Genomic DNA, 22778 nt, shown 5'->3' on the forward strand with positions numbered 1-22778 from the left:
CTTTGCACGTGCCGATATTCCGAACGCTTCTCTCCCGTGCGCGTATCGCTGGGGTCGTATGCCGTTTTCCCGTCGATTCGTCAACTCGTCTGAAGCGGCTGGAACGTTGCGGCATCACACGACGGATCATTCAAGTGTTTTGATGATGTCGTTTTCAGGGTGAGATGGGCGGTCTGGGGCACGCAGGGAACAGTGCAAGAGCCCGCCGTGTCCGAGAGCGTGAACCGGTGGACGGGTGCCTCACAGAGGGCCGAGCAGGGTGCGAGGGTCGACGTCGAGTTCCAGTGCCGCCAGGGTGTCCAGCAGTTGTCGTTCCTCGTACCGGAAGTGGGACTCCATGATGGCCGCGAGCCCGTCCAGGTGGGAGGCCAGGACGTCGGGGGGTCCGCCTGTCGACAGCGCATGGTCGAACTGCGTCAGCAGGGAGGCGATCAACTCGTGGTCCTGCTGGAGCTTGGTGATCACGGGACGCAGCTCGGGATGGCGCGCCGCCAGTTCGGGGAACAGTGCGGCGTCCTCGCTGAGGTGATGGCCCTCCAGCGCGGCACAGAACCCTTTGCAGTACAGCAATAGATCGCTGCCCGCCGATGCGGCCTCGGCGCTGTCGCCGGCATCGAGTGCCCGGCGTGCGAGGTGCAGCGCTTGGCGCAGCCGCTGGTGTGCGGCCGCCAGTTCACGATTCCAGGCGATCAGCCTGTTCTGGCCCTCACTCACCGGTGCGGGCGCGGGGAAGGGTCATGGTGACCACCTTCCAGATCCGGCGCCTCCATGCCTGACGCGGTCCGTCACCGGCACGCGACGCTGCCCCTCACCATATCGATCACATGTCATCACGGCGACGACGCTTGGCGTACGGGAAATGCCGCCGCCCTGTTGCGCTGCTTGCGTGATGCCTTGGCCCTGGGGCCTCGGGGTGAGAACCTCGCACATGCGGAGAGCGGACGTGAGACGCGTGCTTGTGCTGAATCCCCTGCGGGGGGAGGGTGAGCGCTGATTCTCCGTACTCGGATAGCGACTCAATGTGACGATGTGCCTGCGGACAAAGGAGAGATCCGCCAGATCCGCGACGCTGAAGTCCATCACGAGCCGAGGTGTTCCGATGTCCCCGACAATGCTTCCGGCAGCACAGCCGGCGCCGCTGCGGTGGCGGCGCTCCTTCCCGGGCGGGCCCGAGCAGGCCCGTGCCGTCCGGCGGTTCGTCGGCTGCCTGCTGGCGGGCTTCCCCTACTTGGACGACGTCCTACTTGCCGCCGACGAACTGGTCGTCAACGCGCTGCGGCACACCAAGTCCGGACAGGACGGCGGCTCGTTCGCCGTCGAGATCGTCCAGGATGGCGGCCTGGTTGTGGTGTCAGTCGCCGACCAAGGCGGCCCCGGCGAACCCGTGGCGCTGGACGCGGGGGAGCTGGCCGAGTCCGGCCGAGGCCTGCGGACCATCTCGCTCACCGCCGCGAGCTGGGGATGGCACGGCAACGACGAGGGCCGCACGGTCACCGCTGTTTTCGCGGGGGAGTGGGCCGCGTGACCGAGCCCGCCTCCTGGACGCACGACCAGGTCCACCAGCGCGTCCACGCCGCGATGACCGCCGCGATGCGCGCCGATCCCCACTCCATCGACGCCGCCCTCGTCCAGGCCGGAAGCCTCGACCGCTCCAGCCAGGAGTTCATCGCCCAGGCGCGCCGCCTTGTGCTGGCCTGCACCGCCGCGCTCACCTGCGTACTGTCGGCGCACCGCCCCGGTGAGGGGGCACACGGCGAACCGGTCTGCCGTGGCTGCGGGACGCGCGAGTGCCGTACGTTGCGCGGCCTCGCGCACGTCCTCGCCGCCTACAGCGTCCGCCCAGCACTGGTCGACCGGGCCGAGGCCTGGCGCCGCGCGGACGCGTACTTCTGGCACGACGGCCGCCCCGTCCCGCTGACCATCGAGGACTTCCCGGATGGTTTCGTCGCCCGCGCCGCCGAGGACCTCGCCGACGACCCGACCCCGCTACTGGTCATCGATCGCCACACGGGCGCGCTGAGCCGCTGGCCCTCCATGCCCGTCGAACTCCTCGCCTGCGAATACACCCGCTACCGTGCAGGACTGTAGACAGCCTCTTCCCGCACTTAGGCAGACGCGCCTTAACTGTCGCAACCGCGCCGCGCTTGGCCTCGCCGACCTCGTGTTGGGCGGCGCGTCCGACGAACTCGATGGCGAGCCGCCGTCCGCATGGACGGGCTGGTGCTGGAGATGCGGCGAGCCCTCGAATCTCGCTGGGTGCTACGCCAGACCATCGCCCCTCCGCCGTGCTGACCTGCGGCCTGTCATGCCCGAAGGGCTTCCGAGAACACAGGTCTGTATCTCTGACCGTCTACGCGCGCCTTCCGGTGGCCGCGGTGATGCCTGGCAGTGTGTCCCGTGCGCCATTCTTGTGGACGTGAGCGCCGCTGAGAGGAGTGGGCATGATGCCGCCGCACTGTTTTCTCTGCGATCGGTCGCTTCGGGAAGGGGATCCGGCCTCGTCCTTCACGGCCGTCCGGTTCGGGATCAATGCGCAGGAGGAGGCGCTCGAACAGGATCGGGATCGGGAGGGGTGGGTCGGCCATCCCTCCTGGGTGGCCTGGTTCTGTGATGAGCACACCGCGCTGGCCGAGGACCATTCGCATCTCCATTGGCGTGAGGCCTTCGAGTTGCTGCGACAGCATCGGAGGCCGTCCGGTCCGGTGAAGTGACCGTGGCCCTATCTGGGTCGCTATGCCCGGCTGGTTGCTGCTGAGAGCGGTTCGCAGTGGGACAGAAGGGGCGGGGGCCATCGTGGGCGGGCCATGTGCTGTTGGCCCGGTATGGTGAGAGATCGGTCATGAGCGGTTGACCGTGCGATGCCGGAATTGGGTAGTCGCCACAGGCCGTCAGGACGCGCCATTCGGGTTGTTCCCCTGGTGCGGCAGGCCTGATGCTAGGGGAATGACCGCCGAGCCCCCCGCCACAGATCCTCAGCTTTGGGAACGGTTCATACAAGATCTTCGGGAACTGGCCGAGACGCTCGTCAGCGAGTACGAGGCTGCGGATGGGCCGTGGGGCGGTGCGGCCCCCCATCTTGGCGGCTCATGTCCGTCGATACACCAGATCGCTCGGCAGGCGGCGCTGCTCGCGGAGGCCGGTTCCGGTGATTTCCATCCAGCGGCTTTGGCGATGGCCGGGCACCGCTGCGATCTGCCCCATGGTGCCTGGACGAGGTTGATAGAGGGCTGCCAGATCTACCAGTTCTCTGATCAGGGCCGCCGAGCCGCCTGGGAGGCCAACATGCGGCTGTGGCTCGACATGCCGGAACCGGGAGCGCCCAGCGCCGAGCCCCGGCCGTCGCACGATGACAGACCCGTTGTGCCGGACAACGGTCCGAATCCCCCTGCGCCTGCCTGGGGTGGCGCGATCGCTCAGTCGGCACCGGAGTTCGTTGAACACGCCGTGACCGCCGGTACGTACGTCGCTGCGGTCGCCGCCGGAGGGATCATCGGCAACAGGGCGGACGCGGCGACGAACGGCGCCGTGAGGAGGTTGTTCCGCGCGCTGCGTGAACGCTTCGGCCGTGCGGCGCCGGTCACCGAAGAGAGGGCCTTCGAGCTGGCGCGGGCCGAAGTCGTCAGGACGGGCCACGCGGAGCACACGATCACTCTCCTCGGTATCGAGCGGGAGTCCGGCTGCTGGCTCGTCCATGTCCGTGCCCTGCACGCGACCGGCGCAATGGATCGGATGCGGGTGAGGGTTCCTTTCGACGCCGCCGCCGCGCCGAGCGTCCTCGTCGTCGATCCCAGGATTCCCTGACCGCCGGCGGAGTCCGGTAGCCCGGGCACGCCGCGAGAGAGGTCAGGTCGGACGGTGGCCGGGGGCTCTCGGGGGCCATTCGGTTCGGTCGAACATCAGGTAGAGGCCGCCGAGCCATACGAGGTCGGGCTTCGGCACCACGCGGACCGAGACCGGGACGCCTCCGGTCCGGCGGGTCGGGAACTCGCCCGGCGGCGCGGAGCGGGACAGGTAGGCGAGGCCCTGCCGCAGGAAGGCGCGCGGCCCCGGATCGAGGTGGCCGGCCCACGGCGGCTCGGTCTCGCCGCGCAGCCAGGCGTAGCAGGCCATCGCGTAGCCGAATTCGCGCTCCGTCAGATACCCGAGCCGCGAATAGCCGTCGTTGCGGGCCGCGTTCAGGGTGCGTTCGTCCAGATCGCCCAGGGGTTGAACGGAGAAGCCGCGGGTCGTCTCGCCGAATCTCAGTGCGGCGTTGGTGCTGAAGACGCCGAATCCGAAATAGACGGTGAGGAGGTCGGTGAGCCGCTCGTGGTCCTTGCGCTCGGTGGTGATCCGCTCCTCGCCCAGGAGGCGGACATGGCACAGTTCGTGTGCGATCACGGCGATCAGGTAGGCGGCGTCGGACGCCTCCGTCACGTCCAGGCCGATGACGGCGCGGCCGTCCTTCACGTAGTAGTGCCCGACCGCGCGCTTGCCTTCCTGGGCCGCCGCGTCCTCGTCCGACCGGTCGAACAGCTCCACCGTGAGCTCGGACCGGTCGATCTCCATCAACTCGCACGTCTTCGCGACCACGTCGTCGACCTGTTCCGGTGTGCCGGTATAGCCGGCAGACCGCAGATCCGACCGGGGCAGGACGATCGGCCGCGTCAGCGGGTCGCGGCCGAACTCCTGGACGAACCAGGTGATCGACGCCTCGATCCACGCCTGGTGCGCGACGCCGACCGGGCACTCGGTGCTGACCGCCGGAGACCAGGGCGGGGGCGCTTCGCGTTCCTTGTTCATAGGGCTTCCTGACAGTCGTCTTCACGCGGCTCCGTTCATGCGGAGCCGCCGCGGAAAGCGGCGGAGGACAGCGGGGTGGAACGGTGTTCCTGCCCAGTTCATTCGGATGCTCATCCGTGGGGCCGGGGTCGGCCGTGCCCAATTTTTTACCACGCGCGCTGAGCCCATCGCCCACATTGGCCGTAAATGGCCTGGCGGACGTTATGGGAATGGCGTTGTTCGAAAGGCGGACGACCGTGTCTCGACTGTCCGTGCGGCTGACGTGCGAATCCTGCACGTGCGCGACACGAGCGCGCGAACCCCGCCCGCACCGGCCCCTCCGGCCGGATCGCGTCTGCGGACGCGCGGACTGGCCTTTTCCGGCCGTGTGAGCCCGTAGCCCTCGTCTCGATCACGAGGCTCTTGGACGATTGCAGCGTGGGGCCGTCTCGGCGCGGCATCCGGCATTAATGATCACGTCTCCAATGCGGATAGTGGAGGAATGCATGGGTGAACTCGGGCTCGCTGAGACCATCGCCGCCCTCCGCGCCGAGCTGGTGGAGGCGCTGGAGGCCGGGAAGGAAGCGGAGTTCGGTTTCGAGGTGGGCCAGATCCAGCTCGAGTTCCACGTCGGCGTCACGCGCCAGGGCGGGGCGTCCGGCAAGGCGAAATTCTGGGTCCTCGAACTGGGCGGCGACGGCTCCTACCGGCGGGAGGAGATCCAGCGCGTCACGGTCACCCTGGAACCGCCGGTCGACGACGACGGCCGTCCGATCAAGGTGACCCGCGGCCTCCGCACGAAGCCCTGAGATGTCCGGACTCACGGCTCGCGCGGTCGAGATTCTGCGTTACGGCCCGACGGACGGGTGGCATGTGGGGTCCGGCTACCTGGTCGGGCGGCGGTGGGTGCTGACGGCGGCGCACAACGTCGTGGACGCCGAGACCCTGCTCGTCCGGCGGGTGGACGGGGCCGAGCGTCCGGCCGAAGCGGTCGCGGTGGACGAGGCCCGCGACCTCGCCATGCTCGCGGTGACCGGAGACTTCGCACCGGACGACCTGCCGCCGGTCAGGTTCGCCCGTGTCGACCGCTCGCGGACGGGGGAGGTCGGCCCGTGCTGGGCGACCGGCTTCCCCAGGTGGAAGGAGCGGAGGCTGGAGTCGGCCGACATCCGCCAGCGCGACAGCGCTCAGCTGAAAGGCGTCATCCCCACCGGGTCGAACCTGCGCACGAACCTGCTGGAACTGCGCGTCTCCTCCATGCCCCGTTCGGCCGGCGGGCGCGGCGTGAGCGAGTGGCAGGGGATGTCCGGGAGCGTGGTGCTCGCCCAGGACGGCTCTGACGAGTTCGCCGTCGGCGTGGTGACAGAGCATCACGTCCCCGAGGGGGTGTCCGTGCTCACCGTCGCCCCACTCGACACCTGGGCCGACACGATGCGGGACACACCCTGGGGGCGGGAACTCGGGTTAGGGAACCTGGTCCGCCTCCCGCGCCCGCCGGGTCCCCGTCCGCCCTCCTCCGGGCATGTGAACCTGCGCCGGTCGCTCCCGGACTTCACGGACCGGGACGAGGCGGTCGCGAAGGCAAGGACCCTGCTCACCGAGCGGCTGACCGAGACGTGCCCGCTGGTCGTCCTGCACGGTATGGCCGGGGTAGGGAAGACCGAACTGGCCAACGAACTCGCCCACAGGCTCGCCTCCACTTTCACCTATGCGCGCATTCGCGTGGACGTGGCCGCGACCGCCACCGCCGACGCCGCCATGGTTGAGGTCCTGGCCGCCTTCGGCTTGTCCGGCGACAGGCTCCCGCGCGATCCCGGGCAGCGCCGGCGCGAGTTCCAGAAGCGGTTGAGGCAGGGGCCCAGCCTGCTGCTCCTCGACAACGTGTCCGAGGCGCGGCAGGCCGCCCCGCTGCTGCCCGAGACGCCCGGGACGGCCGTGGTCGTGACCAGCCGGACCACGCTGGCCTCGCTGGACGGCGCCGACCGGCTCCGGCTCGACCCCCTGCCCGATCCCGAGGGGCTCCGGCTGTTCGAACGGATCGTCGGCGCCGACGTGGTGGAACGCGACCGCACGTCCGTCCGGGAAATCGTCGTACTGCTCGCCGGACTCCCATTGGCCATTCGCATCGCCGCCGCGCACCTTGTGATGAGGCGCACGTCTCCTGCGCGCTATCTGTCCCGGCTCCAGGACGAGACCAGGCGTATTTCCCGCCTTCAAGGTGAAGATAGGGGAGTGCGCAGCAGTTTCGAACTCAGCTACCGTTCGCTGCGGCCGGAAACGGCGAGGCTCTTCCGCCGTCTCGGCGTTCTGGCGGGCCGCGATTTCACCGCCGAACTGGTCGCGCGCACCGGTGACGTGGACGACGAGGACGCCGAGCGCATGCTCGGAGAACTCACGGACCGGCATCTGGTCGAGGTCGCCGGAGAGGACCGCTACCGCCTCCACGACCTGCTCCGGCTCTATGCCAGGGAACGCATGGAGGCAGAGGAGTCCGACTCCGCGCGGCAGGAGGCGTTCCGGCGCTCCTTGGACTGGTACGGGGACGTCCTGCACGAATGGATGTCGCGGCCCGGCGCCCACGAGCAGCCTCCGGCCGACGCGATCGCCTGGTTCGCGGACGAGTCCCTGAACGTGCAGGCGAGCCTTCGGGCCGCCGCGGAAGCGGGCGAGGACCGGCTCGTCGTCCGGATCGCGGAGTCGCTCTACGGCCTGTTCTTCTACCGGGCGCACTGGGAGGGGATGGAGGCGATCAAGACTCTCGCCGTCCAGTCGGCGCGGCGCGTGGGCGACGCCCCGGCCGAACTCGGCTCGCTGATCCACCTGGCCGAGGCGCGCCGGCTCCTCGGGCGCGGGACGGAGGCGCCGCCGCTCTACGAACGTGCGCTTGAGGTCGTCCGCACCATGGACGACCCGGGCAAGGAGGCGTGGGTGCTGGTCCACTTCGGCGACTTCCAGTGCGACCTCGACCAGGCCGAGCGGGCCCTCGACCTCTATGCCGAGGCGCAGGCGATCTACCGGGGCAGGGACGACGCGGCGGGCGAGATCTGGCTGGCCGCGCACATCGCCGACGCGTACCGCCAACTTGACCGGCACGCGGACGCCGCCCGCGTCGTGGAGCAGGCGATGGCGCTCAGCGAGCGCCGAGGCGACCGCGACGAGGTCGTCTGGTGCGCCTGGCATCTGGCGCTTGCCTACGAGGGCCTCGGCCGCTTCGCCGACGCCGAGGCGGTGCTCCGGCCGGCGGCCGACTACCACCGGGAGATCGAGAACAAGGCCGGTCTGGCCACCATGCTGTGCATCCTGGGCAGCGTCCACCGCCATGCCGGACGCCCGTCCGATGCCCGGCGGGCCTACTCCGAGGCGCTCGACCTCCTCATCGAGATCGACGCTCCCACGCGGGCCGCCGAGGTGCGGCAGATCCTGGCGGACCTCCCCGAAGAGGACTGACACCGCTCGCGCCGCCGCCGCCCTGCGGGAGAATTGCCGGGGTTCTTGTTATCTCTGGTGGTTTCGGAGGTCTCCAGAGGGATCGGCCGGTACTCGCTGGAGGACGAGGATGCGTGTGGGCACGGATGTGGAGGTGCTGGTCCGGGCGGCGCAGGACGGGGACGCCGACGCCCGGGAGCGGCTGGTCACGGAGCATCTGCCGCTGCTGTACAACGTGGTCGGCTGGGCGCTCGGCGGCCACGCCGACGTGGACGACGTCGTCCAGGAGTCGGTGCTGCGCGCTCTGGGCGGCCTCGGCGGGCTGCGGGAGCCGGCGCGGTTCCGGTCCTGGCTCGTGTCCATCGCCATGAACCAGGTGCGCCGCCGCTGGTCGTCGCAGCGCGGCAGGACGCCGGTGGACCCGCAGGCCATGGCCGGGCTGGCGGGCGCCGAGGACGACTTCGCCGGACTGGCCGTCCTGCGGCTGGAGCTCTCGGAGCAGCGCCGGGAAGTCGCCGAGGCGACGCGGTGGCTCGACCCGGATGAGCGCGAACTGCTCGCGCTGTGGTGGCTGGAGGCCTCGGGGCACCTCACCCGCAAGGAGCTGGCGGACGGTCTCGGGCTGTCGGCCCCGCACGCCGCCGTCCGAGTGCAGCGGATGAAGAAGCAGCTCGCGACGTGCCGCGCCGTCGTCCGGGCGGTGGGCGGGCGGCGCTGCGACGCGCTCGGCCCCGTCCTCGACGGCTGGGACGGGCGGCCGTCCCCGCTGTGGCGCAAGCGGATCGCGAAGCACATCCGGGGATGCCGCTCATGCGCCGCCCGCGAACGCGACCTCGTCCCGCCAGAGGCTCTGCTGGCGGGACTGGTCATGGTGCCGATGCCCGCGGAGTCCCCGCTGCACGCCGTGCTGAGCGGTGCGAAGGCGTCGGCGGGCGCGGGGAAGGCCTCGCTCGTCCTCGGGAAGGGATCGGCCGCCTTGGCGGGGGCGGCCGCGGTCGGCGCCGTCGCGGCGGTCGTCTACTGGAGCCTGCCGAGCGAGCCTCCGCGCCGTGCGCCCGATCCCGCGGCCCCCGTCCAGCGGACGCCGTCGCGGACGCCGGAGCCCGCCCCCCGGAACGCGGCGGACAAGGACCGCGTCGCGCCGCGCCCCACCCCGGCCACCGTCGAGCAGCGGGTCGTGAAGCTGGTCAACGCGGAAAGGGCCCGGGCGGGGTGCCGGGCGCTGCGCGTCTCGCCCGCCCTGCACCTAGCCGCGCAGCGGCACTCCGCGGACATGGCGTCCCGCCGCGTCCTCGACCACCAGGGCGCCGGCGGCGACGACCCCGGGCAGCGGATCACCGCCGCCGGGTTCCGCTGGAGCGCATGGGCGGAGAACATCGCGCAGGGCCAGGCGACCCCGCCCGCCGTCGTGGACGGCTGGATGAACAGCGCGGGGCACCGGGCCAACATCCTGAACTGCGGGTTCACGATGGTCGGGATCGGGGTCGTGCAGGGCCCCGGCGGACCCTGGTGGACGCAGGTGTTCGCGACGCCTCGCTGACCAGCACAGGAAGGGGACGTAGTGGGCGCTGACGAGGAGTTCGTCTGGGACGAGTTCTGGGTCAACATCGGGCCTGTGTGGCGACGCGTCCTCGGCGGCTCCGACACCGAGGACCCGCCGCCCGCCGAGCCGATCATGCGCCGACGCCGGCTCACCACCGACTACGAGTGGGTGGGGACGTTCGAGCCCGTCCGGTGGCTGACCTCCGTTACCGAGGCCCTGCTGTGGGACGAGAACGGCATGGACCTCGGACCGCTGGCCGGACGCTCCTGGGACCTCCTCCAACTCGCCGGCCCCGCCTCCAACGTGGACTTGGGCCAGCTCAGCGGGACGCCCGTCCGCCGTCTCATCCTGTCGAACGTCGACGTCGTAGACCTGGCCGACCTACGCGGCATCGCGGGCCTGGAGTCCCTCACACTCGCCCACGGCGATTTCGGACCGCTACCGCCGCTAGACGAGCTCACCGAACTCGTCCTGTACGCGGAGGGCGAGGTAGATCTCTCCACCGCCCGCAACCCCGGCCTCCGCGTAGTCCGCCACGACGCCATCTACCTCCCACCCTTCGGCCCCGACGAACTGAGCGCCTAGGGGACGGCGGCGGGTGGTCAGTCGGTGGTGCGTTTGGTCATTCCTTCGGCGTCTGGGGCGATGCCCCAGGTGAAGATGGTGTGAGGGTGGATGCGGATTATGTCGCCGCTGAAGTGGGAGCCTTCCGCTACCTTCTCTACGGCGGTCTCGGCGCGGCCGCGGATCTCGATGCCTCGCACGCGCCACGGGTCGACGGAGGCCAGGTCGTCGACGACGAAGGCGACCTGGTCGTTGTGGCGCAGGTTGCGGTACTTGCGGGACGCGGCGAGGTTCCAGCCGCGGATGTCGATCGTGCCGGTCTCGGCGTTGTAGGCGAACCCGACCGGGTTGTTCTGCGGGTCGCCCTTGGGGCCGACGGTGGCCAGGCGGCCGAGCCGCTGGGTGGACAGGTACTCGCGTTCGTGGTCGGTGAGGCTCATACCGTCCAGGCTGCAACCTCAACCATGGTCGAGGTCAAGCGAGGCGAGGACGCTCCGGAGGCGGGGCGACATCTCGTCCGGGAGCGCGTCGAGGGGGCACCAGCGGGCCTCCAGGATCTCGGCCGCGTCGAGGTCGAGGCGCCCGCCGACGACCCGGGCCTCGTAGTAGGCCTCGACCCGGTGCCGGAAGCCGCTCGCGACGTGGAGCGGCGGCGCGGTGACCTCGACCTCCAGTGCCGTCTCCTCCCGGACCTCGCGGACGACCCCGTCTTCGAGCCGCTCGCCGGCGTTGACGTATCCGCCGGGCAGGCCCCAGGCGCGGTACGGGGGCCACAGCCGGTGGCGGAGCAGCAGGATCCGGCCCTGCTCGTCCCGGACGATCCCGCCCGCGTACACCAGGAACGTCCGGTGCCGGAACCGTGCGAGGCGCCACTGCGCGGGTCCGCTCAGCCGCCTCCACACCGGCGCGGCCACGGCCCCCAAGCGCGCCCGCGCGCCGAACCGGATCTTCATTTCCGCGATGCTAGTGAAGCCCATCCGCCATCGCGACGTCGGCGCACTCATACTGCGCGTGCATGCCTCCGGTGCTTCACCGTGCGGGCGTGCCTGGCGCGCCCGTGGGGAACTCCTCGATGCCGAGGACCCGCAGCAGTTCCAAACGTTCGCGGGTCTCGGCGTCGGCCGGGGTGAGCACCAGCAGCTGCTGCCCCTGGTCGGGAGTGACCAGGGTCTCGCAGTCCATCTGCATCCGGCCCACGCGCGGGTGCAGGACGGTCTTGCGGTCGGCGCGCCGGACCGCGACCTCGTGCTCGGCCCAGAGGCGGCGGAAGTCGGCGCTGGCGGCCTCCAACCTGTCGATGAGTCCGGCGACCGCGGGGTCGCCGGACCGGCGGCCGGCGGTCGCGCGCAGGTCGGCCACGATATGGCGGGCCTGATGCTCCTGCTCCTCGGGCGGGCAGACGGCCCGGAGGGCCGGATCGGTGAACCACCGGTACGCGACGTAGCGCCGGTCGCCGGAGAAGCGGGTGTGGTCGCCCATCAGCAGAACGGCCGCCCGGTTCTGGGCCAGGACCTCGCCCAGGTCCGACAGCACCAGGGCCGGGGTGTCGCCGAGCAGGTCGAGCATGCGCACCAGGCCGGCGCGGGCCAGGCGGGCCACCCCGTCGGCGGGCGGGGGACGGTGGCCGGCCAGGTGGAACAGGTGGTCGCGCTCGTCGTCGGACAGGCGCAGCGCCCGCGCCAGCGCACCGAGCAACTGGACCGAGGGCTGACTGCTGCGGCCCTGCTCCAGCCGCACGACATAGTCCACCGACATGCCGGCGAGCATCGCCACCTCTTCCCGGCGCAGGCCGGTGGTGCGGCGGCGCGGGCCGTCGTCGAGGCCCACCTCGGCCGGGCGGATCGCCTCGCGGCGGCGGCGCAGGAAGTCGGCGAGCTGGTCGCGTTGCATGGCCCCATGGTCCCTCGCGGCCGCGCGCCCATCCAGGGAGCGGCTCTCCCACGATGAACGCTCCGCTTCTCTGCGTCCCGGCGCGGACGCAGGGTTGGAGACGAAAACGAGCACGAGAACGAGGAGAACATGATGCAGAGTCGAACCTTGGGCCGTACCGGACCGGTCACCTCCGCGCTGGGGCTGGGGGCGATGGCCATGTCGGGCGCTTACGGGGTGGCCGACCGCGCCGAGAGCATCGCCACCGTGCACGCCGCGCTGGAGGGCGGCGTCACGCTGATCGACACCGCCGACTTCTACGGCATGGGCCACAACGAGCTGCTGCTGGCCGAGGCGCTGCGCGGCCGGGACCGGGACGGCTACGTGCTGAGCGTCAAGTTCGGCATGCTGCGGGGGCCGGGCTCCCAGTTCGGCGGGCAGGACGGCCGTCCGGAGGCGGTGAAGAACTTCCTGGCCTACTCGCTGACCCGGCTGGGCACCGACCACATCGACATCTACCGTCCCGCGCGGCTGGACCCGGCGGTGCCGATCGAGGACACGGTGGGCGCGATCAAGGAGATGATCGACGCCGGGTACGTGCGGCACCTGGGGCTGTCGGAGGTGGACGCGGCGGCGATCCGCCGGGCGCACGCCGTGCACCCGGTCGCCGACCTGCAGATCGAGTACTCGCTGATCTCCCGCGCGGTGGAGGCGGACGTGCTGCCCGCGCTGCGGGAGCTCGGCATCGGCCTGACCGCCTACGGCGTCCTCGGCCGCGGCCTCATCTCCGGCCACTGGAATCCCGGCCGCACCGCCGCCCCCGGCGACAGCCGCGGCTTCAGCCCGCGATTCGCCGACGGGAACCTGGAGCACAACCTCGCCCTGGTGGAGTCGCTGCGACGGGTCGCCGAGGCCAAGGGGTGCACCGTCGCCCAACTGGCCATCGCCTGGGTGGCCGCACAGGGCGCCGACATCGTGCCGCTGGTCGGCGCCCGCACGCGCGAGCGGCTGGCCGAGGCGCTGCCCGCGGCGGAGCTGGACCTCACCGCCGACGACCTCGCCGAGATCGGGAAGGCGGTGCCGCAGGGCGCGGCCCGCGGCGACCGGTACCCGTCCGCGTTCATGTCCGGCCTCGGCGTGGGCAACTGACCCCGGCCCTCCGGTGGGACTCCGGCCCCGCGGGCGGCCTCCCGCGGGGCGGGGGAGGGGTGTGACCCTGGCCACATCGGGCCGGATCAGGGATCTTCGGCGCCCCGCCGGTTCGTCCCACAGAAAAGCCAAGTCCGCAGATCGGGGGCGATGTGACCACGACCGCCATGGAACGGACCGGGACGGACGCCGACGCGGCATCCGCGACCCGGCGACGCGCGCACGTCCGCCTGCTCCGCAAGATCGGCGTCGCTGTCGCCGGCGCCGCCCTGATCGTGGCGGGTGTCGCCATGCTCGTGCTGCCCGGCCCCGGCATCGTCGCGATCCTCGCCGGCCTCGGCCTCCTCGGCACCGAGTTCCCGACCGCGCGCCGCGTCAGCACCCGCGTGAACGGCTACGCGCGCGCCGCGTGGCACGGGATCCGGGACGGCGCGTCCCGGCTCAGGCGAAGGGGCTGAGCCCGCGCCGCTTGGCGTGCAGGACGGCCGCCAGGGTGAAGGAGTCGGTGATCTCTCCCTGCTCTAGCATGAGGTCGAGTCGCTCGGGGGTGACGGGTTCGATGAGGTCGATGCCCTCCTCGCGCAGGGAGAGGTCGGGCTCGCCGACCGCCGCCCAGAACAGCCCCACCTTGCTCGCGGCGATGCCGGTGTCGGCGTAGACGTCGCCGAGGAACTCGATCGACGACGGCGATGCGCCGATCTCCTCCTCGACCTCCCGGCGCGCCGTGCGTTCGGGGGAGTCGCCTGGTTCGGGGAATCCGCGCGGTATCTCCCAATGCCACTGGCGCGTCGAATGCCGGAAATGGCGCAGCAGGACGATCCGGCCGTCGTGGACCGGGAGCACGGCCGCCCCGCCGTGCCCGCCCGAATGCAGGGCACGGAGGTAGCCGCCGACCCGTCCGTCCTTGAAAGCGACGGGATCGCGCAGCAGCGTGAGGTAGGGGTCGCTGTAGCAGACGCCGTACGGGCCGCCCTCGGAAGGGCATTCCTCCAGGATCACGCTCCACGCGCCGGGCGGGTTGACGAAAAGGGCGGGCCGGCTCTCCCGGAGCCGTTCGTAGTCATCGAAGGAAGCGGTCATTCGCCCTCGTTCGACAGGTCCGCGCCGTCATCGCCGGGCCTGCGCGTCACGGCCTGCCTGGACAGGAATTCGAGCAGTTTCCTCGCCTCCCGGTACGGGTCTTCCATCCGCAGGTCCATCAGTTGCGCCGTGGTCTCGATCCGGTGCCGCGACTTGTTCGCCAGGAACCTGCCCAGCCCGAGGCGGAGCGTAACCCGCGCCAGCCGGGTTCCGGCGAGGCCGGCGACCTCCCCGATGACGTCGTAGCCGATTCCCCCGTCCGGGAGGTAGAGGACGTTCACGGTCAGCGCGCCGATGTCGATGGCGATCTCGGTGAGGCCGCCGAAACGTCCTCCGGAACGGTCGTTGCGGACCTCCTCCGCCTTGTTGAGCATCGTGAGGTAGGTCCGGCTGATCTCGACGACGCCCGTGGCCGGATCGGCGAGCGCGTCGATGGAGGGAGTGTTGATGAGGCGGGCGAGCGCCGTCTTGTAGGCATGCCATTCCGGCTGGTTGCGGACCCGCCAGATGTCGGCCAGCGAGAGCCGGTCGAGCGTCGGGACCGCTTCCAGCAGCGCCTGGACGTCCTCGAACGCCAGGTTCCGCAGGAGCCGGATCAGCTCTTCGGCATCGGTCGACTCGGGGCCCGCGCCGTCGCGGCGGCGGCGGACCTGGGAGAGGCCTTCCTGCAGCGCGGTGCGCCGGAGCGAATTGCTCGGCGTCAGCGCGAAGACGTCGACCGCGTCGGCGAGATTGGTCGCGTACTTCAGGTCGATCAGCTGCTTCACGACGGGCATGTGCGGCAGGCCGGCGTCGTACTGGCGCCGTGCCACGTCCCCGCCCTCTCCGACGACGAACTTCTCGTAGAGCCGCTGGCGCACCACGGGCCGCCCGGCGGCCAACTCGTCGTAGGCCCACCGCCCGACTTCCCTGAGCCGGTCCAAGGCGGCCTGGGCCTCCTCTTCGCCGAGGCCGAAGTCGCGCTGGACGGCCGGCGCCCTGAAATGGACGAAGCTCGTCAGGAACTCGCCGTAGGCCCGGTTCATCTCCTCGGCGAGCGCGGTGTTCTCAGTGTCGTCCCACGACAGGCGAAGGCACGACATCATGGTGCTCTCCGCCATCCTGCGCCACGCGTCGATCCCCTCGGCCACCTGGAAATCCGGATCGGCCGCGGGAACCGGATGGTCCTCCAGCAGGAGCATCGGGATGATCACGCCGCTTCCCAGCATCTCGCGGAAGGCGTCGCGGTCGGGCCCCTTCTTCGCGTAATCCCGGTAGACCTGCGGAGCGTTGTAGAGGAACGCGCGGTTGACGAGCACTTTCTCGGCGTTCAGCAGCGCCCGCAGGTATTCGCGCCTGGACTTGCGCGCCTGCTCCTGCAACGCCCCATCGCTGACCCGGCCTTCCTGGAGCACGCGCGCCAGCAGATCGCGGTCGAACCACTGGTTGTCGAGCGACTGGGGGACCGCCGTGATCGTCTGCCGCAGATCCGCGGAGATCAACCGGGTGAAGCTGACGTCACCGGTATGCGTGACCGACATCCGTGCCCCCTCGCCGCCGAACCGCCCGACCATTGCGGCCTATCACCTTAAGGCGAACGCGCCTTGGGCGCTCCGGGACCCCTGCGGTGGCCGACCGCGGCCACGCCGTCACGCGTGTTTCCATTTGGACGCCGGCCCTCCGCAACGGGTTCCCGGTGCTGCGATTCCCGAACCCGCCCGGCCGCGGATCTCCCGATAAAGACCGTCTCAGAAAGGCGGAACCGACCGTCGGATCGCCGATCGGCTTCTGCGGTCGCTGCGGTGGCCTCCCCTGAGTGAAAGGAGAAAAGTGATCTTCCGCATGGGGGAGGAGCGGTCGGTCTGACGGTGCCTCGTTCGCGGTGGGAACGGTGGTCGCGCCTCCGCTCCTGACTGCGCCCCCGCGGGGAGGATGAGGTGGTTTCGGCGACTCTTCCCGGGTAGGGGCTGCTGGACGAGGCCCCCTGGGTGCTGCTGCGGTGATGAACGAGGGTGGCGCGGGGCGGTGATGCCCGTGGGGCTTGGGGGGTCCCTGGGGGCCGCGGGGTCGGCGACGGAATTGTTGTTAGGTTTTGTGGTTGACTTCCGTGAAATTTCGGCTATTTCGGATTTCAATGGCGAATCCTGCCAAGCAAAGTTGATCAGTCTGGAGCTTCGGAGAATGGTCCCGCGGGTATAAGACGCGCGACACAATTCGATACGTCGCTCCGGAGTGTGCAGATGCGTCTGACCCGCCCCAGCCTGGTCGCCTTCGGTGCGGCGACCTTCGCCGCCGCCTCGCTGATGTGGCCCGGATCCGCCTCGGCGGCCGGCGCCAACTACGTCGCCCTCGGCGACTCCTACTCGTCCGGCACGGGGGCCGGGAACTACGACCCGAACAGCGGCAGCTGCCAGCGCAGCGCCAACGCCTACCCGAACCTGTGGGCGGCGTCGCACTCCACGTCGTCCTACAAGTTCGTCGCCTGCTCCGGCGCGACGACCACGAGCGTCGCCAGCGGCCAGCTCGGCGCGCTCGACTCCTCGACGACGCTCGTGAGCATCACCGCCGGCGGCAACGACGCCGGGTTCGCCGACGTCATGCAGACGTGCGTGCTGTACTCGACGACCACCTGCCAGAACAGGGTGACGCAGGCCGAGAACTACATGAAGACCACGCTGCCCGGCCAGCTGGACTCCCTGTACGGCAAGATCCGCGCGAAGTCCCCGTCGGCGCGGGTGGTGGTGCTCGGGTACCCGCGCCTGTACATCATCGTCGACTGGTGCGCGGGGATCGGCAACACCAAGCGCACCGCGCTCAACCACGCCGCCGACACCCTCGACGGCGTGCTCTCCGCGGCCGCCGGGCGCGCCGGGTTCACCTGGTCGGACGTCCGGGACGAGTTCGCCGGGCACGAGCTGTGCTCCGGCGACGACTGGCTCAACGCCGTCACGATCCCGATCGGCTCGTCCTACCACCCGACCGCGCTCGGCCACCGCTCCGGCTACCTGCCCGCGTTCACGGGCTCGGCCAGCCTGACCCTCCAGAAGCAGACCTGACCGGCGAGCACCGCGATCGCGCCGGCCATCAGCAGCGCGCTCACCCACACGGGCGAGCGGTAGCCGAGGCCGGCGCCGATCGCGGTGCCGCCCAGCCACGGGCCGAGCGTCCCGCCCACGTTGAACGCCGCCGTGGCGAACCCGCCCGCCAGCGTCGGGGCCGCGGAGCCCTGGTCGAGGACGCGTGAGATCAGCGCCGGGCCCGTCCCGAACGCCAGCATCCCCTGCACGAACACCAGCACGACCACCGCCGCCGGGTTCCCGGCCGTCAGCGCGAGGACGGCCCACCCGGCGGCCAGCGACGTCATGCCCGCCGCGATGAGCGCGGCCGGATGCGCGTCGGCGAGCCGCCCGCCGACGGCGACGCCCGCGAAGGACCCCGCGCCGAAGAGCGCCAGCAGCGCCGGCACCCATGCGGAACCGAGGCCGGTGACGTGCGTGGCGAGCGGCGCCAGGTAGGTGAACGTGCAGAACGTCGCGCCCTGGAACAGCGCGTTGACGGAGAGGGTGAGCAGGAGGCGGCCGTCGGCGAGGGCGCGCAGTTCGCTGCGGGCGCCTCCCACCGACGGGCGCTCCTCCGGGACGGCCCTGGCGATCGCGACGAGGGCGGGCAGCGAGACCAGCGCGACCGCCCAGAAGGCCGCCCGCCAGCCCCACGCCCCGCCGAGCACCGCGCCCGCCGGGACCCCGGCGACGCAGGCGACGGTCACACCGCCGACCACGACGGAGGTCGCGCGGGCGCGGGCGGCGGGGGGCACGAGCGCGGTCGCGGCGGCGAGCGCGACGGCCCAGAACCCGGCGTTCGCGAGGGCGGCGGCGACGCGGGTCGCCAGCAGCACCGCGTAGCTGGTGGTGAGGGCGCCGGCGACGTGGACGGCGACGAAGGCCGTCAGGAACGCCAGCAGCGCGCGGCGGCGCGGCCACCGGCGGGCGAGCAGCGTCATGGACGGCGCGCCGATCACCATGCCGATGGCGAAGGCGGAGGTGAGCAGGCCCGCGGCGGGGATGGACACGCCCAGGTCCGCGGCGATCCCCGGCACGAGGCCGGACAGCATGAATTCGGAGGTGCCCTGGGCGAACACGGCCAGCCCGAGGACGTAGACGGCGAAAGGCAAGGGGAGACTCCCGAGACGAGCGAACAGGTCGGCTGGTCGGGGGGCTGCGCCGGGACGGCCGTCCGGTATCGCGCGCGGACGGCGCGGCGGAGAAAGGAGATCCCTCGGATCGGAGGGCGAAGGCAGCCCGCCTCAGGCGGCCCGCACGCAGGGGAGCCGCCCGGGAGTCAGCGTCTGTCGGACTCGGGGCTGGACATGGTCATGAGGCTAGCAGGGGCCCCGACGCCGCCGTACAGAACATTCTTCTAGTGTGCCAGAATAATGTTCTATGAAGGAGGCCGGACGGGAGCGGATCCTGCGGGCGGCGCTGGAGCTGTTCGGGCGCGACGGGGTCGCTGGGACGACGCTGAGCGGGCTCAGGGCGGCGAGCGGGGTGAGCGTGGGCAGCTTCTACCACCACTTCGCGGGCAAGGAGCAGGTGGCGGAGGCGCTGTTCGTCGAGAGCATCGCGATGTACCAGGACGCCTTCCTCGCCGAGCTGAAGGCCCATGACGGCGCGCGGGAGGCGGTGGCCTCGGTCGTGGCCTTCCACGTGCGGTGGTGCAGGGAGCACCCTGGCCGGGCCCGGTTCATGTTCACGGAACGCCCCGCCGGGAGCGAGGCGCTGGCCGAGCGCAACGGCGCGTTCTTCCGCGAGGTGCGCAGCTGGTGGCGGGTGCAGGCGCGGCACGGCGCGCTGCTGGACGTGGACGCGGTGACCGCGTTCGTCCTCTGGCTCGGCCCCGCGCAGGAACTGTGCCGGCTCTGGCTGAACGGCCAGAGCCCCGAACCGGACGGCCGGCAGGTCGAGTCGCTGAGTGAGGCCGCATGGCGGTCGGTGGGAGGTCCCGATGGTGGTTGACGCCTGGATGCAGCACGGAACGGTGCGGTTCCTGCGGCACGAGATGCTCGACTCGCTCTGGAGGTGGACGGGCCAGAAGCCGCCGACGGAGGAGATCCCGGTCGGTGCGACGGTCGCCGCGATGGACGCCGGGGGAGTGGACGTCGGCCTGATCAGCGCCTGGTACGGGCCGGAGGGCGACCTCGTGAGCAACGACGAGGTCGCGTCGTTCGTCCGGCAGGCCCCCGGCCGGCTCGCCGGAATCGCCTCGGTCGACCTGCGCAAGCCCATGGAGGCCGTGCGGGAGCTGAGGCGGTGCGTCCGGGACCTGGGCTTCAAGGGGCTGCGCGTGGTGCCGTGGCTGTGGGAGGTTCCGCCCACCGACCGGCGCTTCTACCCCCTGTTCGCCGAATGCGTGGAGCTGGGCGTCCCCTTCTGCACGCAGGTCGGTCACACGGGCCCCCTGCGTCCGAGCGAGACGGGCCGGCCGATCCCGTACGTCGACCAGGTGGCGCTCGACTTCCCCGAACTCGTCATCGTGGGCGGGCACATCGGCTACCCCTGGACGGAGGAGATGGTCGCGGTGTGCCGCAAGCACCCGAACGTCTACATCGACACGTCCGCCTACACGGTGCGCAGGTACCCGCCGGAACTCGTCCGCTACATGGCCCAGGACCGGCACCACAAGGTCATGTTCGGCACCAACTACCCGATGCTGACCGCCGAGCGGGCGCTCAAGGGCCTGGACGAGCTCGGCCTCGGCGACGTTGCCCGCGAGGCGTTCCTCGCGGGCAACGCCCGCAAGGTCTTCCGCCTTTAATGATCTACAACGTAAAGGTCACCGCCGGAGCGTCCGGCAGGCGAGGAGCCCGAGGGGGACCGGCGCCCAGAACGTGACCGCCCGGAACAGCAGGACGGCGTGCAGGGCCGGGCCGGCGGCGACGCCGAGGGCGGCGAGCGCGGCGACGAGGGCGGCCTCGGTGGAGCCGACGCCGCCCGGCGTCGGGATGGCCGAGCCCGCAGCGGCCCCCACCAGGTACGCGGCGAGGAGGGCCGGCGCGTCGGCCGGCCCGACGGCCGTGCCGGGGATGGCGAGGACGCTGAGGGCGAACGCGACGCCGAGCACGAACGTGGTCCCCGCGGACGCGCCGAGCGTGACCGCCAGGTCGCGCGGGCGGCGGCACAGGTCGGCGAGCCCCGCCGCGGCGCGGCGGGCCGCGGTGGAGCGGACCGCGCGGCGCCCCCACAGCGCGGCCGCCGGCAGCAGCACCCCGCCGGCGATGAGCAGCGGGACGGGCGGCACGAGGTCGGCGGCCCGGGAGGCGTGGTGGCCGAGGGCGTCCAGCATCCGGTCGTTGCCGCCGCCCGGGGCGAGGACGGCGCCGAGCCCGAGGACGGCGGCCATCAGCAGCAGGTCGGCGGGGACGCCGGCCACCTGCAGGACCGCCACGGCGACGGCCGCGCGGGGCAGCGTCAGGCCGCGGCAGACGAGGTAGCGGGTGTTGACGGCGGCGGCGCCGAGGCCGCCCGGCGTCACGCGGTTGGCGGCCGACGCGGTGAACTGCGTCATCGTCGTGCTGACCAGCGGCAGCGGGCGGCCCGCCGCGCCGCGCAGCGCGACCGCGGAGCAGACGTAGTGCAGAAGGGACATCAGGACCAGGGCCGGCAGGAACCCCCAGCGCATGTGGCCGAGCGCCGCGAGGGCCGGCCGCAGCGGGCCGGCGGTCGCCAGCACGACCGCGGCGAGCAGGGCCGCCAGGAGCCCGGCGAGCGCCCAGCGGGCCCGGTGGATCCGCTGGGTGATGGACAGCGTCAGGGCGTCGGCGCCAAGGTCGGGGAGCTTGGCGGACGCCGCGGGGTCGGCGCCGGCGGCGATCGTCTCCACACCTCAGTGTTCGGCTACTCGCCTGAAGCGTATGCGACCTCCCGGCCCCCTCGACAAGAACGTTGCGTGACCTGCGGGCCGCGGGCCCGCAGGTCACGCGGGTTCGTTCAGGCGGTCCAGCCCGGGTCGCGGCCGAGGTAGCGGAGGACGCCCCTATTCAGCAGCGCGCGTTTCCAGGGCCTGTTGTGGTCGCGGGTCTGGACCGGCAACGGCATCGGCCCCACACTGCCGATATGCCGCCGAAGACGCGCCTTCCCAGTAGGGGCAAGCACACCGTCTACGTCGAACACGGGGTCTGGTACGACGCTGGTACGAAGCACATCCACGTCACTATTCCCGGCGCTGACAGTGCACACTGGAGTTACGGGCGCACCTCCCCCCGGTGGAACGTGTACAAGGCGATCTTGCAGGACGCGGGTCGCTGGCCCGACGACGCCCCAGACTGACTGATCTTGCGGGGGGCGCGTGCGCTCGAGCGCTGGGGCGCCGGGCGGTCCGCGGGGCGGCTCAGGCGGCCGGCTGGTAGCGGTTCTGGCGGGTCTGGGCGCCGATGTAGCGCAGCATGCTGCGCAGGGCCCAGTGGTTGAGCCCGGTGGGCATCATGCGGTAGCCCTGCCGGTTGGCCAGGGCGAGCGCGGCGAACCGGGCCTGGTCGAGGGGGGACCAGGGGATGTCGAAGCGGTCCCGGACGACCTGCGGCAGGCAGCCGAAGGTGATCAGGCGGAGCGGGCGCTCGATCACGAGGCGTCCGGCGCGGTCGAGCCGGGCGCCGCCGACGGGCAGCAGCGTCACGGTGTCGGAGCCGTGCTTGGCGATCTCCAGGGCGCGGGCGGCGGCCGGGGTGAGTTCGAGGGTCCGCGTGCAGACGTGCCAGAACTTGGACTGGAAGGCGGCGTAGTCGGCGGGGACGGGCCGCATGCTGACGCCGTAGCGGGAGTACCAGGTGACGGTCTCGGCGTACATCTGCTCGTGGTCCTCGGTGGTGAGGGTGCCGGGGTGGAAGGTCTCGGCGGCCTTGAAGATCTCCCAGGTGAACGTGGCGTGCGCCCACCAGAACGTCTCGGGTTCGAGGGCGTGGTAGCGGCGGGCGCGCTCGTCGACGCCGCCGATGGCGCGGTGCAGGTCGCGGATGGTGCGGGCGCGGGCGGTCCCGTCCGGGGCGAGGATCGTCGCCCATATCTGCGGGACGGACCGGTGGATCCGGTCGAACGGCGCGTCGAAGAACGCGGAGTGCTCGGTGACGCCGGCGCCGATGCCGGGGTGCATGAGCTGCATCAGGCCGGCGGCGGCGCCGGGGAGCAGGGAGCGCAGGTCGGCGGCGTGGCGCCAGAGGAGCGTGCCGGGGCCGAGCGGGGCGCGGGCGGCCGTGCGGGCGGGCCTGCGGGCGGCGGCGGTGGCGACCGTCGGGGGCGAGGACGGGACGGGCATCGCACCTCCTGCCAGCAACTACTTACTTCCACCGTAGCCGCCGTGAGACAGAAGTCAATCTTTGTCGCACGACCGGTCGGCGGAACGCGCCTGGGGGCGCGCT

Annotated in this window: 23 protein-coding genes; 13 read left to right on the top strand and 10 right to left on the bottom strand. The window is 71.5% G+C overall.

Going from position 1 to position 22778, the window contains the following annotated elements; all coding sequences use genetic code 11:
- Positions 1-240 precede the first annotated feature (240 nt).
- Positions 241-714 (bottom strand): hemerythrin domain-containing protein, encoded by a 474-nt coding sequence (locus K4S16_RS37135; RefSeq protein WP_149263774.1) that lies wholly within the window; start codon positions 712-714, stop codon positions 241-243.
- A 385-nt stretch (positions 715-1099) separates the two neighbouring features.
- Between K4S16_RS37135 and K4S16_RS37140 the strand changes: the two genes are divergently transcribed.
- The 4 genes from K4S16_RS37140 (at position 1100) to K4S16_RS37155 (ending at position 3801) form a co-directional block, all read left to right on the top strand.
- Positions 1100-1525: an ATP-binding protein gene (locus K4S16_RS37140; RefSeq protein ID WP_235037319.1), complete on the top strand. Its 426-nt coding sequence runs from the start codon at positions 1100-1102 to the stop codon at positions 1523-1525.
- Positions 1522-2088: a hypothetical protein gene (locus K4S16_RS37145; protein WP_149263775.1), complete on the top strand. Its 567-nt coding sequence runs from the start codon at positions 1522-1524 to the stop codon at positions 2086-2088. The genes K4S16_RS37140 and K4S16_RS37145 overlap by 4 nt, the downstream gene beginning before the upstream one ends.
- 353 nt (positions 2089-2441) lie before the next feature.
- Positions 2442-2711, top strand: a complete 270-nt coding sequence (locus tag K4S16_RS37150) for a hypothetical protein (protein ID WP_149263776.1) — start codon at positions 2442-2444, stop codon at positions 2709-2711.
- 232 nt (positions 2712-2943) lie between these two features.
- A complete protein-coding gene (locus tag K4S16_RS37155) occupies positions 2944-3801 on the top strand; it encodes a hypothetical protein (RefSeq protein ID WP_149263777.1) in 858 nt (285 codons plus the stop codon).
- A gap of 42 nt (positions 3802-3843) precedes the next feature.
- Here K4S16_RS37155 and K4S16_RS37160 read toward each other — a convergent pair whose 3' ends face one another.
- Entirely contained in the window at positions 3844-4782 is a 939-nt protein-coding gene (locus K4S16_RS37160; RefSeq protein ID WP_149263778.1) for a hypothetical protein, read from the bottom strand.
- Positions 4783-5267: 485 nt separating this feature from the next.
- On the opposite strand from K4S16_RS37160, the gene K4S16_RS37165 reads away from it, so the two are divergent.
- The 4 genes from K4S16_RS37165 to K4S16_RS37180 all read left to right on the top strand — a co-directional run bounded on the left by K4S16_RS37165 (position 5268) and on the right by K4S16_RS37180 (position 10315).
- Positions 5268-5570, top strand: coding sequence for a trypco2 family protein (locus K4S16_RS37165; protein ID WP_149263779.1), 303 nt, complete (start codon positions 5268-5270; stop codon positions 5568-5570).
- Between the two features lies 1 nt (position 5571).
- Positions 5572-8208 (top strand): tetratricopeptide repeat protein, encoded by a 2637-nt coding sequence (locus K4S16_RS37170; protein WP_149263780.1) that lies wholly within the window; start codon positions 5572-5574, stop codon positions 8206-8208.
- A gap of 115 nt (positions 8209-8323) precedes the next feature.
- Positions 8324-9727, top strand: coding sequence for a sigma-70 family RNA polymerase sigma factor (locus K4S16_RS37175; protein WP_200842332.1), 1404 nt, complete (start codon positions 8324-8326; stop codon positions 9725-9727).
- Positions 9728-9748: 21 nt separating this feature from the next.
- Positions 9749-10315, top strand: coding sequence for a hypothetical protein (locus K4S16_RS37180; protein WP_149263782.1), 567 nt, complete (start codon positions 9749-9751; stop codon positions 10313-10315).
- A gap of 17 nt (positions 10316-10332) precedes the next feature.
- On the opposite strand, the gene K4S16_RS37185 is transcribed toward K4S16_RS37180, so the two are convergent.
- The 3 genes from K4S16_RS37185 to K4S16_RS37195 all read right to left on the bottom strand — a co-directional run bounded on the left by K4S16_RS37185 (position 10333) and on the right by K4S16_RS37195 (position 12184).
- A complete protein-coding gene (locus K4S16_RS37185) occupies positions 10333-10734 on the bottom strand; it encodes a PPOX class F420-dependent oxidoreductase (RefSeq protein ID WP_149263783.1) in 402 nt (133 codons plus the stop codon).
- Positions 10735-10752: 18 nt separating this feature from the next.
- Complete coding sequence (locus K4S16_RS37190; RefSeq protein WP_200842333.1) at positions 10753-11247, bottom strand: NUDIX domain-containing protein; 495 nt, start codon at positions 11245-11247, stop codon at positions 10753-10755.
- Positions 11248-11323: 76 nt separating this feature from the next.
- Positions 11324-12184, bottom strand: coding sequence for a helix-turn-helix transcriptional regulator (locus K4S16_RS37195; protein WP_149263784.1), 861 nt, complete (start codon positions 12182-12184; stop codon positions 11324-11326).
- A gap of 132 nt (positions 12185-12316) precedes the next feature.
- On the opposite strand from K4S16_RS37195, the gene K4S16_RS37200 reads away from it, so the two are divergent.
- Positions 12317-13312: an aldo/keto reductase gene (locus tag K4S16_RS37200; RefSeq protein WP_149263785.1), complete on the top strand. Its 996-nt coding sequence runs from the start codon at positions 12317-12319 to the stop codon at positions 13310-13312.
- Between the two features lie 152 nt (positions 13313-13464).
- On the top strand, positions 13465-13770 hold the full coding sequence (locus K4S16_RS37205; RefSeq protein WP_235037320.1) for a PGPGW domain-containing protein: 306 nt from the start codon (positions 13465-13467) through the stop codon (positions 13768-13770).
- Here K4S16_RS37205 and K4S16_RS37210 read toward each other — a convergent pair.
- Positions 13754-14392, bottom strand: coding sequence for an NUDIX hydrolase (locus K4S16_RS37210; protein WP_149263786.1), 639 nt, complete (start codon positions 14390-14392; stop codon positions 13754-13756). The genes K4S16_RS37205 and K4S16_RS37210 overlap by 17 nt on opposite strands.
- Complete coding sequence (locus tag K4S16_RS37215; RefSeq protein WP_149263787.1) at positions 14389-15912, bottom strand: hypothetical protein; 1524 nt, start codon at positions 15910-15912, stop codon at positions 14389-14391. Before K4S16_RS37215 ends, K4S16_RS37210 begins: the two co-directional genes overlap by 4 nt.
- A 699-nt stretch (positions 15913-16611) precedes the next feature.
- Between K4S16_RS37215 and K4S16_RS37220 the strand changes: the two genes are divergently transcribed.
- On the top strand, positions 16612-17427 hold the full coding sequence (locus K4S16_RS37220) for an SGNH/GDSL hydrolase family protein (protein ID WP_149263788.1): 816 nt from the start codon (positions 16612-16614) through the stop codon (positions 17425-17427).
- On the opposite strand, the gene K4S16_RS37225 is transcribed toward K4S16_RS37220, so the two are convergent.
- Complete coding sequence (locus K4S16_RS37225; RefSeq protein ID WP_149263789.1) at positions 17373-18542, bottom strand: Cmx/CmrA family chloramphenicol efflux MFS transporter; 1170 nt, start codon at positions 18540-18542, stop codon at positions 17373-17375. The genes K4S16_RS37220 and K4S16_RS37225 overlap by 55 nt on opposite strands.
- 268 nt (positions 18543-18810) lie before the next feature.
- Here K4S16_RS37225 and K4S16_RS37230 point away from each other — a divergent pair, with 268 nt between their 5' ends.
- Positions 18811-19383: a TetR/AcrR family transcriptional regulator gene (locus tag K4S16_RS37230; protein ID WP_149263790.1), complete on the top strand. Its 573-nt coding sequence runs from the start codon at positions 18811-18813 to the stop codon at positions 19381-19383.
- Complete coding sequence (locus tag K4S16_RS37235; protein ID WP_149263791.1) at positions 19373-20182, top strand: amidohydrolase family protein; 810 nt, start codon at positions 19373-19375, stop codon at positions 20180-20182. Before K4S16_RS37230 ends, K4S16_RS37235 begins: the two co-directional genes overlap by 11 nt.
- Positions 20183-20200: 18 nt before the next feature.
- On the opposite strand, the gene K4S16_RS37240 is transcribed toward K4S16_RS37235, so the two are convergent.
- A complete protein-coding gene (locus tag K4S16_RS37240) occupies positions 20201-21247 on the bottom strand; it encodes a lysylphosphatidylglycerol synthase domain-containing protein (RefSeq protein WP_149263792.1) in 1047 nt (348 codons plus the stop codon).
- A gap of 507 nt (positions 21248-21754) precedes the next feature.
- Positions 21755-22675 carry an oxygenase MpaB family protein gene (locus K4S16_RS37245; RefSeq protein ID WP_149263793.1) on the bottom strand — a complete coding sequence of 307 codons (921 nt, stop codon included), beginning with the start codon at positions 22673-22675 and terminating at the stop codon, positions 21755-21757.
- Positions 22676-22778 lie beyond the last annotated feature (103 nt).

The sequence above is a fragment of the Actinomadura sp. K4S16 genome (assembly GCF_008327685.1).
In the GTDB taxonomy this organism is placed as follows: domain Bacteria; phylum Actinomycetota; class Actinomycetes; order Streptosporangiales; family Streptosporangiaceae; genus Spirillospora.

Coding starts and splice junctions, on each gene's coding strand:
- K4S16_RS37140 (WP_235037319.1), top strand. CDS start 1,100: ATGTCCCCGACAATGCTTCCGGCAGCACAGCCGGCGCCGCTGCGGTGG.
- K4S16_RS37190 (WP_200842333.1), bottom strand. CDS start 11,247: ATGAAGATCCGGTTCGGCGCGCGGGCGCGCTTGGGGGCCGTGGCCGCG.
- K4S16_RS37245 (WP_149263793.1), bottom strand. CDS start 22,675: ATGCCCGTCCCGTCCTCGCCCCCGACGGTCGCCACCGCCGCCGCCCGC.
- K4S16_RS37210 (WP_149263786.1), bottom strand. CDS start 14,392: ATGACCGCTTCCTTCGATGACTACGAACGGCTCCGGGAGAGCCGGCCC.
- K4S16_RS37185 (WP_149263783.1), bottom strand. CDS start 10,734: ATGAGCCTCACCGACCACGAACGCGAGTACCTGTCCACCCAGCGGCTC.
- K4S16_RS37195 (WP_149263784.1), bottom strand. CDS start 12,184: ATGCAACGCGACCAGCTCGCCGACTTCCTGCGCCGCCGCCGCGAGGCG.
- K4S16_RS37170 (WP_149263780.1), top strand. CDS start 5,572: ATGTCCGGACTCACGGCTCGCGCGGTCGAGATTCTGCGTTACGGCCCG.
- K4S16_RS37160 (WP_149263778.1), bottom strand. CDS start 4,782: ATGAACAAGGAACGCGAAGCGCCCCCGCCCTGGTCTCCGGCGGTCAGC.
- K4S16_RS37200 (WP_149263785.1), top strand. CDS start 12,317: ATGCAGAGTCGAACCTTGGGCCGTACCGGACCGGTCACCTCCGCGCTG.
- K4S16_RS37155 (WP_149263777.1), top strand. CDS start 2,944: ATGACCGCCGAGCCCCCCGCCACAGATCCTCAGCTTTGGGAACGGTTC.
- K4S16_RS37150 (WP_149263776.1), top strand. CDS start 2,442: ATGATGCCGCCGCACTGTTTTCTCTGCGATCGGTCGCTTCGGGAAGGG.
- K4S16_RS37215 (WP_149263787.1), bottom strand. CDS start 15,912: ATGTCGGTCACGCATACCGGTGACGTCAGCTTCACCCGGTTGATCTCC.
- K4S16_RS37220 (WP_149263788.1), top strand. CDS start 16,612: ATGCGTCTGACCCGCCCCAGCCTGGTCGCCTTCGGTGCGGCGACCTTC.
- K4S16_RS37230 (WP_149263790.1), top strand. CDS start 18,811: ATGAAGGAGGCCGGACGGGAGCGGATCCTGCGGGCGGCGCTGGAGCTG.
- K4S16_RS37165 (WP_149263779.1), top strand. CDS start 5,268: ATGGGTGAACTCGGGCTCGCTGAGACCATCGCCGCCCTCCGCGCCGAG.
- K4S16_RS37235 (WP_149263791.1), top strand. CDS start 19,373: ATGGTGGTTGACGCCTGGATGCAGCACGGAACGGTGCGGTTCCTGCGG.